Genomic DNA, 10,181 nt, shown 5'->3' with positions numbered 1-10,181 from the left:
CTTGATTCTTTAACTCCCTGTGTATTCGACGTGCACCATATGTTTTCTTAAAGCCCTGATGCAGCTCTTCGATTGCGCGCTTTAACACACCATCATATTTAAGTCTGTTTGACTCACCTCTTGATCTCCATGCGTAGAATCCGCTTCGGGATACTCCAAGTAAGTCACAGAGCCTGCAAACACTCTTGAATGTCCGGTTCTCCTCAACTAGCTCGTAGAGCTTTATTTTTTCCTTTGGAAGAACCGTTCGGCCTTTTTTAGTAGATCTAGCTCATCGTTTCGGTTTGCCAGCTCTTTCTCTAGCTGCTTAATTCTCTTCTCAGCCGCACTTAGCTTATCTTCTACTTCCTGAACTGGGTCAGTTCTATCAGGCCTTCTTTTGGGGGAAGGCTTTGATGGCTTCATGTTTTTATTTTCCTTTAATTCACCCCGCCGATGCTCCATCTGCCATCGATAAAGCATGACAGGATGAATGTCGAGCGAGCTAGCAACATCCTTTGACATAACGTCAGGGTGGTTGGCCAACTTAACGGCCTGGAGCTTGAACGCTAACGTGTATCGATCGTAATTTCTCTTTTTGGTCTGTCCCATACTATACCTCTTTCATTGACAAAATTACTGTCCATGAAAGTGGTTACAGATCAGTGGCGAAGCCATCCTGCCCGCAGGGCTTTACTGCCTTTTCTTGTTATATCTTTAATACAGATCATTATCCAATGCGTCTCGCAGTTCATCTCTTACCGTAGCGCGCTCTTCCTGCTCTAGCATACGAGTGAAGAATTCTCTAGCCGCATTATTCGAAGCAAAATTAACGTATAAAGCAATTGCACCATCAATAAAACTCTCATCCCCTCTGTGCCAATTTAGCTCGACCCATCGAGTAATTCTATTGCAAAGCGCTTCATCAAACCTCCCCTTAGGGTTGTACTCAAGGGCGAAGAGGCCTTCATTCAAGAGCTCTTCAACTTCATTAATAGAAATTGTCGCACCTGACTCAATAACATCCATTATGTTTGATAGCACCCGTGCTACTTCGTCATAGCTTAATATTGAAGGCAATTTTTCGAAATTTGGTAGTTCAGTCATTTTTAGATATAACGCCCGCATTTACGGATGGATTGGAGCAGGTTTGGCTGTGCAAAAATGGCGAAGCCATGCACAGCCGAAGCTGCGTAATGACATTCCGGCAACATGCGCTTGTTATGTGTTTTTGACCCAGCCGATGCTAAGTACATAGCGACACCCTTTAACTACCTTGCTAACCGCATGCTGTGAAATATCCGAGCGAAAGTACTTAATTCTATTGCTTTCATAGATCGGGTCACTACATATAAACTCGCCGCCAGATTTTGCTGATTTTAATATGATGTTCAGTCGATAATGCTCGCCAGATTTAACCTGATCCACGTGAGACGGAATTTCCTGACCTTCATTGAATCTTAGAATGTACATATCAAATGGGTTTGGCCACAAACCGCCGCCCACCAGCATTTTGTCATACCCTGTCTTCTGGCGACCCTTTTCCCAGCGGAACAGCTTGGATAAAAATTCTTTACCATTCAAAGTGAAATTCTCGCTCTACACATAACGCCCAAATAACCGGCAGCTGTAATGAAGCGAAGCGCAGTGTAAGCTGTCCGGCGCCGCAGGCGCGTAGTTAATTTTCTTGTTATGCATTTACTTGCTCAATAACCACAAATACAAAGCCACAACAATTAGGGAGCCGACTGCAAATATTATTACAGGGCGGCTAATTACTTTACGCCCCGTGCCTTCTACCTGCCGAGCTCCGGCTTTGTAGTGGCTATACAACACCAGAGCGAATAATGGCACTGTAAAAAAATACTTAACGGACTCACTTAAACCTAGCGCAGTGAAGAAACCACTTTCAAGCTCGGCAAGTTCCTGAGCCCATATAAATCTCCCAATAATGAGCACTATTGCCAACGCTATTAGTACTTCAATCCAAGAAAATGATGACTTAGCTTTGTTCATATTGGTGCATAACGCCGACCACACAGGAGAGCGTTTTTCGCGAGTCCAGGAAAATGCGTTTTTTGCATTTTCCGATTGTGCTGGCCCTTGTTATGGCATGGACTCAAATTCAAAGTACTCACCATCAATGTAGGCCCTAGTTGGAGGCAACTTTCCATCAAAGTTAATAGAGCTGCCAAACTCTGACTCAGGAAATACAAGCTGAAAACCCACTAATTTTATCGGCATTTCATTGAACCCCGAATAAGCACCCAAATATTTTCCATCTTCTGAAAACACCGCTACCCTTCTCATTCCTTTATTCGTTGGGGTGACGTAGTACACCCCAACCAGATGAAAGCATGTGCTCTCATTGCATGCATCTGGATATGTTGAGTAATCTCCAGTTTCTGGGAAGTATCCTTGCGGATTAGCATCCTTTAGCCACTCACTAATATCAGCCGCATCCACGGAACAAAATAGAAGCAAGCCTGAAATCAACGCGATAAATTTCATACGTATAGAGCCATAACAGCTTACTCAACAGACAGGTGTAAATAAAACCAAAAAGCGGACGCGTCTTAATAATTCGGGGATATCAGAAATAATAGGATGGTGTCCGTTTAAATACCTGGCTGCATTCCTTTGTCTAAAGCTTTAATTTATTGTTTTTAAAGTGTTTTTACAAGCCTTAAAAATTCATACCAAAATCACGAGACCTGGCGCTTAAAGCTTTATTTGTTGGCCTTAACTTTGCTTTTTCTCGTGAGTAACTTTTTTGTGAAGGACGTTTTTTGCTTGTAGGTTTTTGTTTTACATAGCATTTATCTTTTATGAATTGTTAATTCCCGAATTACTAGGAATAGCTGTATTTTGGCCGAAATTTATTATACCTGTATAAGATTACAGCCTTGATCTAAAAACGATCAATCTCCTACCTAGCATACGGGAGGAATGCATAGATATTTCTGCTAAGAGAATCCCCAATAAGCTAAGAAATTGTACTCAAACCACAAGAGGAGGAGGGAAAATACTTGAGCTAAATAGTAGCTTAGAGAGATTTATAGGAATGCGTGAAGGTGAATTAAGTAAAAAATCTAGCTGAATTTCCCCAAAGACCTCTCGCTGATAGCAAAAGGCCTTTGGCATATTGTTTTAGGCTTTTTTCTTTCCTGAGAAGAGGCCCATCCAGAATAGACCTTCAAAGACGATACCCAGCACTAGAAACACGGCGCCACCTGCTGGGATGCCGAATACATAACATGCGATGGCAGCGAAGAAGCACAGTATTAACAAGGCAATTCTGGTTAAGGTATTCATGGCGGGCACCTCAGCATTATTTGTACAGATCTTTATTGCCTTACTTTATAGCGTATTTTTACAGGCGCTGCCCTTAAGAATTGTTAAAGCATTTGTAGGCTGCTTACAAGCCCATTGCTTGTCGCACTATTTTATTCTTTAGCATGGATACATTATTTAAGCTGCGCACGCCTTCGTTGCGTAGCCAGCGTACACTAATGTCATTACTGCCGAATAATCGCTTAAAGCCTTCCATGGTGGCCATCATGCTTAGGTTATCGCCAATCCGCTGGCGTTGGTAGCGCCTTAGGATAGAGTAATCGTTTAGTGGCACTGCGCGATTGCTGGCGTATTGTATTTGCTCTACAAATGCAGCAACGTCTTTTAAGCCTAGGTTTACCCCTTGGCCTGCTAGCGGGTGGATAGTGTGGGCGGCATCACCGGCTAGGGCAAAGCCCGCTTGGATGTATTTTTTGGCGTGGCGCTGGCGCAGTGGAATTCTAAAACGCTTAGCTACCGCTTTTACTTCACCGAGCTCCAACTCCAGTGCTTCGCCTAGGGCCTTGGCGAAGCTATCGTCATCTAGCGCCATTAACTCTTCGGCACGCTCGGGCAAGCAAGACCAAACGATCGAGCAATAGTGTTCGTTATTGCTTTGCGCGGCCTTATCTCTAGCCAGTGGTAAACACGCCAACGGGCCGGTAGAAATAAACCGCTGCCTAGCACAGCCCCGGTGCGGCTTACTGGTTTCTACAGTAGTTACAATTGCATCGTGCCCATAATCCCATTCGCGGGTGGCGATGTTTTTAATTTGACGCAGTGGTGATTGCGCGCCATCGCAGGCCAAGATCAGTTTTGTTTTCACCTCTAATGGCTGCGCTGGGTCTTTATAGTTCGCTTTTTCATCTAGCGGCTTTTTGTTCACAACTAGGGTTTGCTGCCCTTCATGTTCAATTACATCGTTTACTGTGCAGCCGTTCCAAGTTTCAACATTGCTGTATGTTGCAAGCTGCTCTGCTAAGGCGGATACCAGTAGTTTGTTTTCTACGATGTGGCCAAGGTTTGGTTCTTGTATTTCGCTGCTATCAAAATTTATGCGCGCTGTGCCATCGGCATCCCACACTTCCATATCGCTGTAAGGACACAGGCGTTTTTCGGCAACACGCTGCCAGGCACCTATACTTTGCAATAGCGTTTGGGAATCGCGAGTAAGAGCCACAACACGGGGATCAAAATCATCCACGCCTGCAGCGGCTTTGTGTTTAGCCAATGCTACTGGTGCTGGCCCGGCATCCAGCATGATTAATTTTAATGAGGGCACAGCTTCGGCCAATGCGGCCGCAGCGGTACTGCCTACTAGGCCTGCTCCAACAATCGCGATATCGTATACGTCGCTCATTTAGGCCACTCCTTTATTTACCGCATTAAACTTTGATAAACGCCCGGCCAAGCCCATAGTTTGCTTTGCTAAAAACTCTTTCGCCTCAGGAAACAAAGCCAAGGCGATAAAACCTGCGCTGCGAAATAGTTGTTTTGGCAGCTGCTGGCTGCTGAATACTTTAACTATTTGATCGCTAAAGTTCACGGTTAAATCTTGATCCTGCTGCTGCATTTGTAAATAGCGCTGCAATACCGATAAATCACCCAGCGATTGTTTTTCTTCGTCGGCCTGCTTTAAGGCTTCCGCCAATGCCACGCAATCGCGCAGTGCCAAATTAAAACCTTGCCCAGCTACCGGATGTAAATAATGAGCCGCATTGCCTAATACCACCAATGAGCTGCGCAGCTGCTCATTAATCATTTGCAGCTGTAAGGGGTAACTTTGACGCTTACCAATTTTGCAGAACTTACCTAGGCGATAGCCAAAGCGCTGTTGTAATTTTTCTAATATCTCTGCATCACTTAAAGCCAGTGTCGCCTCTAAATCATTTTCGGGCAATGTCCACACTAATGCGCAGCGCTTGGCGCTATCATTTTCACCTAAGGGCAATAATGCCATTGGGCCTTGATCAGTAAAACGCTCGTAAGCCACGCCTTGATGCGCTTTGCTGGCCTCTACCGTGGCGATAATGGCAGCCTGTTTATAATCTTGCACTTGGCGATACAAACCCAATTGCCCTGCTAATGCAGAATCACCCCCATCGGCCAGGCAGAGCAATTGGCAATGAATACTTATAGCTTTGTCATTTTCTTGCTGGGTTTTATTTTCGGCTTGTTTGTCGTTTTCAAGCTGATTAGGGCTTACTGTTAGCAGTGCTCCATCAGCTAGCATTTGGGCGCTATTTACTTCGCAGTTATCAAACACTTCAATATTGCTTTGCGCGCGCAGCGCCGACAAAAGCACCCGGCCCAACCAGGCGTTCTCGACTACTGCGCCCAATAGATCTACGCCTTGTTTTTGGTGGCAAATTTCTGTGCCGGCGATATGCCCACGATCAGAAACATGAACCGTTTTAATAACGGTGTGGTGCTCGGCCAATTGCGACCACAAACCTAAAGCTTGAAAGACTTGTACAGTACCTAAGGATAAAGCGGTGGCGCGGGTATCAAAGCTAGGCTGATAAAGTGCTTCGGCGCTAGTTTGTGGGAAAGTAAAACGCTCGATCAAAGCGATCTTCCAATGTGGATTTTGCGCTGATAGTAGCAAGGCTTGGCTAATGCCCACCATGCCACCACCTACGATCACAATATCGTATTGTTTTTTAGGCTCTGCTTGATTGTTTTGTGTTGCCATTTTTCTCTTCTTGTCAGCCGATAAGCTGTCGCCTACAACATATGCCCCGCCATTAAGGCTTCAATATCCATTATGGATTTTGGCACATCGGCACTTAAAACGGTGCAGTGATTTTTAGTGATCGCTACATCGTCTTCAATTCGCACACCAATGCCGCGCCATTTTTCATCAACTTGTTGATCGCTAGGCGATACATAAATACCCGGCTCGATCGTCATCACCATGCCGGGCTCTAGCAAACGCCACTGATCATCAACACGGTAGTCGCCCACATCGTGTACATCCAAACCTAACCAATGGCCAACGCGATGCATATAAAAGCGTCGATAAGCAGCGGTTTCTATGAGCTCGCTTAACTCGCCTTCTAGCAAGCCTAAATCCAATAAGCCTTGGGTAATAATTTCTACCGAAACCTCATGGGGCTTATCCCAATGGTTGCCCGGCTTGGCCTCGGCAATGGCGGCTTCGTTTGCGGCCAACACGATTTCATAAATGGCTTGCTGCTCTGGGCTAAAGCAGCCACTTACAGGAAAGGTGCGGGTAATATCGGCGGCATAATTTTGATATTCGCAGCCCGCATCAATTAGCACCAACTCACCAGCTTTCATTTTTTTCTGGTTTTCCACGTAGTGCAAAACACAGGCATTGGCACCGCTACCTACAATACTGGTGTAAGCCGGAAATCGTGCGCCCTCCTGGGCAAAGCGATGATGCAATACAGCTTCTAGTTGATACTCAAACATTTCTGGGCGACAGGCCATCATGGCTTCACGATGGGCCTCGGCCGATATGCTAGCGGCTTTTTGCATAACTTTAATTTCTGCCGCACTTTTGTATAGCCGCAGCTCATGCAATAAATGATCAAGCTCTTGAAACTCGCCGGGCGGCGTTGCTCCTGATGATTGGCTACAGCGGATGGTATTTACCCAATCCATAACATGGCGATCAAAATTGGTGTCGCGCCCCATGGCGTAATAAATACGCGTGCGCCCTTCTATTAGGCCCGGCAAAATATCGTCGATGTCGTCGATCGGAAAAGCATCATCGGCTTCAAAATGCTTGCACACACCTTCTGGGCCATAGCGAAAGCCATCCCATATTTCTTTTTCGGGATGCTTATCGCGGCAAAACATTACAAATTCGCCCTGACTTCGCCCTGGGATTAAGGCCAACACTGCATCCGGCTCATTAAAGCCACTCAGATAATAAAAATCGCTGTTTTGTCGAAACGGAAAATAGGTATCGTTCGAGCGCGGCTGCTCACTAGCCGCTGCGATGATTGCGATACTATCAGGCTCCATCAGCTCCATTAAACGCTGACGACGACGGCCATATTCCTCTAGGCTAATTGCCATAACTTCCTTCTACTTTTATTAGCTGGGGCTTAATGCTGTTTCGATAAGCTAGGTTTAGTGCGCACTCTTAACGAGGCGCCGCACCTTAACAAAGCACAGCTTTAATGAAGCATACCGCCAGGCCCAGGCTTGGCCTGCTCATTCTGACTTGGCGGTGAAAATTCTAGAAATAGATTGATCGCCGCGATGCGAACATACTCACTAACTTCAAACAGATCGGCTTCGGATTGCTCATTATCTTCTTCATCGGTACCGATTTGTACAATCGCGGCGAAATCGCGCAGCGCTTCGGCCGATTCAGGGCTAAAGCTCTGATCACCCGATAGCCCCGAGCTGCCAAAGCCCGTTAAAAAGCCGTGGCACCACTGGGCCAAGGCCTGCAAACGCTGGCCCATATCGGTATCTTCATCGGGCAGTATCAAGCTAAAGCCCATGGCCTCATCTTCTAGGGCCAGCAGCGTACCGGTATACATCTCAGCAATGGCTTGGCGCAATTGTGCACTAATTAGCTCGGCATCGAGATCGACCAAATCAAGAAACTCTAACGCCATGGCCTGCCATTTAGCCAAACCTGGGCGAGCGCCACCACTTAGCTGGCCACATAGCATGCCGTGCAATTCCGCTGGGCTGTTTAAGGCGCCAACGGGGGCCAATAGGTCGCAATATTCATCAAAACTCAATAACTGGGACATAAACTCTCTAATACCGATTAAAAAACGGCGTCATTCTAGCACGCTTGTCGGCGCGGCAAGCGAATTGCAGCTTACAAAGCTAGTGATTACTAAGCCTATAACAGGGCATCTGATCGCAAAAAAGTGCGCCAGTTTATGAAGATAGACTAAACTGTTAACAAACTGCTTTAACTGATTGACCCGCTGCCACGGGCGCAATATAGTAGCCATGTTCAACTAGGCCAATTATAGCTATGACAGACCTAAAACAATTGGAAGAGAAACTGGACTTGCTCATCCAGCGCTGTCATTTGTTACAGCAGGAAAATGACGTCCTAAAGCAGGAACGCCAGCAGTGGCAAAGCGATAAGTCGCGCCTGATTGAAAAGAACGAACTGGCCCGTACCCGGGTCGAGGCCATGATTGGCCGTTTAAAAGAGTTGGAAGCTGGCGCTAATTAAGCGTCTAACACATAGAGATTTAGACAGGTAAAAGATATTGGTCATGAGTGCCCAACCGATGTCGGCCCAAGGAGAGCGGACAGTGAGCAACACAACCCCAACAGAGTTTGTCAAAATACTCGACAAAGAGTATCAAGTCGCCTGTCCGCCCGAAGAGCGTGACGCCTTAATGCAGGCTGCCCGCAACTTGGATGCCAGAATGCGTGATGTACGCACCAACGGTAATGTGATTGGCCTTGAACGTATCGCGGTAATGGTTGCCTTGAACCTAAGCCACGAACTACTAAGCCTGCAAACTCGTCATGCAGATGCCGAAGCTGGCTTGGATGAAGAGCTGCTTAATCGTCTTGCAGATAAGCTTGATAAAGCGCTGAAATAATTTTCCCAGCCGGCGTTCGCTGGCTGCTCTGGGCAATAATTCCCCGCCTCGATTCGCCCATAAACAATTTGTATAAAATAGCCCCATACAAGTGTTTTAATTCTAGACCTTAGTCAAAAAGCCCTGTGTATGGCCATTCCCTTGGGCTATACTTCGCTTAACCCTGAGGTGTTCGCCCCGTTGACGAGTCCTCGAGCCGATAATGAAGAAACCGGGTTTTTCTCGCCGCTGTTGGTGTGCATGTCCACACGATGGAAAGCCTAATACAGCGCAGAAATTCCCACCTTGAACCGTCGGGTTCAAGGCCAAGTCGACCGCGGCGCCCTGGGGCCTTATCCCTCTATTGTCTTTCCCAGACAGCTATCGCACACTCCTACCATGTCAGCCGATAAAACAACTTTAAGAAAACAGCTACGCCAACAGCGTCAATCGCTTAGTGCCCAGCAACAACAAGCGGCAGCCGAAAAGCTAAGCCAGCATTTTGCGCAGCTGCCCGAGCTTGCCGAAAGCCAACATATCGCCGCTTACCTAGCCAGCGATGGCGAGTTAGATTTAAGCCCCTGCATCGAGTTGATTTGGAGACAAGGCAAACAGTGCTACTTACCTAGAGTAACCAGCGAAAGCCAAATGGAGTTTCGCGGATATCAGCAAGACAGTGAGCTGCAGAACAATCGCTTTGGTATTGCCGAGCCCGGCGATAGTGCGACTTTGACATCACCCGAGCAATTGGATTTGGTCTTACTGCCCTTGGTAGGATTTAGCCGAGATGGCGGCCGCCTAGGTATGGGCGGCGGCTTTTATGATCGCGCCTTTGCCTTTAAAGCACATAGCCACAGCAAACCGACTTTGATTGGGGTAGCCCACAGCCTGCAAGAGGTAGAGCAGCTACCCATCGAAAGCTGGGATATCCCATTGAGCGCGATTATCACCGAGCAGGGTTATTTTGCTGCGGGCAGCCGATAGCTGGAATTCGATCTCGCACCACAAAAAAAAGGGGTCAGATCCCACTTCTTTTAAGAAAGCGGAGGCTGATAGCTTTTAGTGGCTTAACCTAGACGGGATCTAACCCCGACTCGAAGACACTTTCGCTGAAACTTAGCCAACCCATTTAGGGGGTCAGATCCCACATCTTTTAAAAAAGCGGAGGCTGATGGCTTTTAGTGGCTTAACCTAGACGGGATCTGACCCCGGTTCGAGGGCACTCCCCCTGAAACATGGCCAACCCTATTTAGGGGTCAGATCCCACTTCTTTTAAGAAAGCGGAGGCTGATGGCTTTTAGCGGCTTAACCTAGACGGGATCTGACCCC

13 protein-coding genes and 1 other RNA gene are annotated in these 10,181 nt (G+C 47.0%); 4 read left to right on the top strand and 10 right to left on the bottom strand.

What is annotated here, in order from left to right:
• From Q1A08_RS21535 to Q1A08_RS21210, 10 genes are all read right to left on the bottom strand, one after another.
• Nucleotides 1-88 (bottom strand): IS3 family transposase (locus Q1A08_RS21535; RefSeq protein WP_363323558.1); only part of this gene is annotated, 88 nt, incomplete at its 3' end.
• 134 nt (nt 89-222) lie between these two features.
• Complete coding sequence (locus tag Q1A08_RS21250) at nt 223-591, bottom strand: transposase (protein ID WP_299776408.1); 369 nt, start codon at nt 589-591, stop codon at nt 223-225.
• A gap of 105 nt (nt 592-696) precedes the next feature.
• Nucleotides 697-1,086, bottom strand: a complete 390-nt coding sequence (locus Q1A08_RS21245; protein WP_299776407.1) for a hypothetical protein — start codon at nt 1,084-1,086, stop codon at nt 697-699.
• A gap of 114 nt (nt 1,087-1,200) precedes the next feature.
• A complete protein-coding gene (locus tag Q1A08_RS21240) occupies nt 1,201-1,563 on the bottom strand; it encodes a 2OG-Fe(II) oxygenase (protein ID WP_299776406.1) in 363 nt (120 codons plus the stop codon).
• Nucleotides 1,564-2,085: 522 nt separating this feature from the next.
• Nucleotides 2,086-2,490: a hypothetical protein gene (locus Q1A08_RS21235; protein WP_299776405.1), complete on the bottom strand. Its 405-nt coding sequence runs from the start codon at nt 2,488-2,490 to the stop codon at nt 2,086-2,088.
• Nucleotides 2,491-3,129: 639 nt separating this feature from the next.
• The gene (locus tag Q1A08_RS21230) at nt 3,130-3,294 is read right to left on the bottom strand and encodes a hypothetical protein (protein ID WP_299776404.1); all 165 of its coding nucleotides are present in this window, start codon (nt 3,292-3,294) and stop codon (nt 3,130-3,132) included.
• A 103-nt stretch (nt 3,295-3,397) separates the two neighbouring features.
• Nucleotides 3,398-4,672, bottom strand: coding sequence for an FAD-dependent monooxygenase (locus Q1A08_RS21225; RefSeq protein ID WP_299776403.1), 1,275 nt, complete (start codon nt 4,670-4,672; stop codon nt 3,398-3,400).
• Complete coding sequence (gene ubiH / locus Q1A08_RS21220; protein ID WP_299776402.1) at nt 4,673-6,007, bottom strand: 2-octaprenyl-6-methoxyphenyl hydroxylase; 1,335 nt, start codon at nt 6,005-6,007, stop codon at nt 4,673-4,675.
• A gap of 32 nt (nt 6,008-6,039) precedes the next feature.
• The gene (gene pepP / locus Q1A08_RS21215; RefSeq protein ID WP_299776401.1) at nt 6,040-7,362 is read right to left on the bottom strand and encodes a Xaa-Pro aminopeptidase; all 1,323 of its coding nucleotides are present in this window, start codon (nt 7,360-7,362) and stop codon (nt 6,040-6,042) included.
• A 101-nt stretch (nt 7,363-7,463) separates the two neighbouring features.
• Complete coding sequence (locus Q1A08_RS21210) at nt 7,464-8,054, bottom strand: UPF0149 family protein (protein ID WP_299776400.1); 591 nt, start codon at nt 8,052-8,054, stop codon at nt 7,464-7,466.
• A gap of 233 nt (nt 8,055-8,287) precedes the next feature.
• On the opposite strand from Q1A08_RS21210, the gene Q1A08_RS21205 reads away from it, so the two are divergent.
• The 4 genes from Q1A08_RS21205 (at nt 8,288) to Q1A08_RS21190 (ending at nt 9,836) form a co-directional block, all read left to right on the top strand.
• On the top strand, nt 8,288-8,494 hold the full coding sequence (locus Q1A08_RS21205) for a TIGR02449 family protein (RefSeq protein WP_299776399.1): 207 nt from the start codon (nt 8,288-8,290) through the stop codon (nt 8,492-8,494).
• Nucleotides 8,495-8,552: 58 nt separating this feature from the next.
• A complete protein-coding gene (locus Q1A08_RS21200) occupies nt 8,553-8,873 on the top strand; it encodes a cell division protein ZapA (protein WP_299776409.1) in 321 nt (106 codons plus the stop codon).
• Nucleotides 8,874-9,030: 157 nt separating this feature from the next.
• Nucleotides 9,031-9,208: non-coding RNA, 6S RNA (gene ssrS / locus Q1A08_RS21195), on the top strand.
• A 43-nt stretch (nt 9,209-9,251) separates the two neighbouring features.
• Entirely contained in the window at nt 9,252-9,836 is a 585-nt protein-coding gene (locus tag Q1A08_RS21190; protein WP_299776398.1) for a 5-formyltetrahydrofolate cyclo-ligase, read from the top strand.
• Nucleotides 9,837-10,181: the final 345 nt, after the last annotated feature.

The sequence above is a fragment of the uncultured Pseudoteredinibacter sp. genome (assembly GCF_947500695.1).
In the GTDB taxonomy this organism is placed as follows: Bacteria; Pseudomonadota; Gammaproteobacteria; order Pseudomonadales; family Cellvibrionaceae; genus Pseudoteredinibacter.
This window is presented reverse-complemented; position numbering and strand designations above follow the sequence as displayed.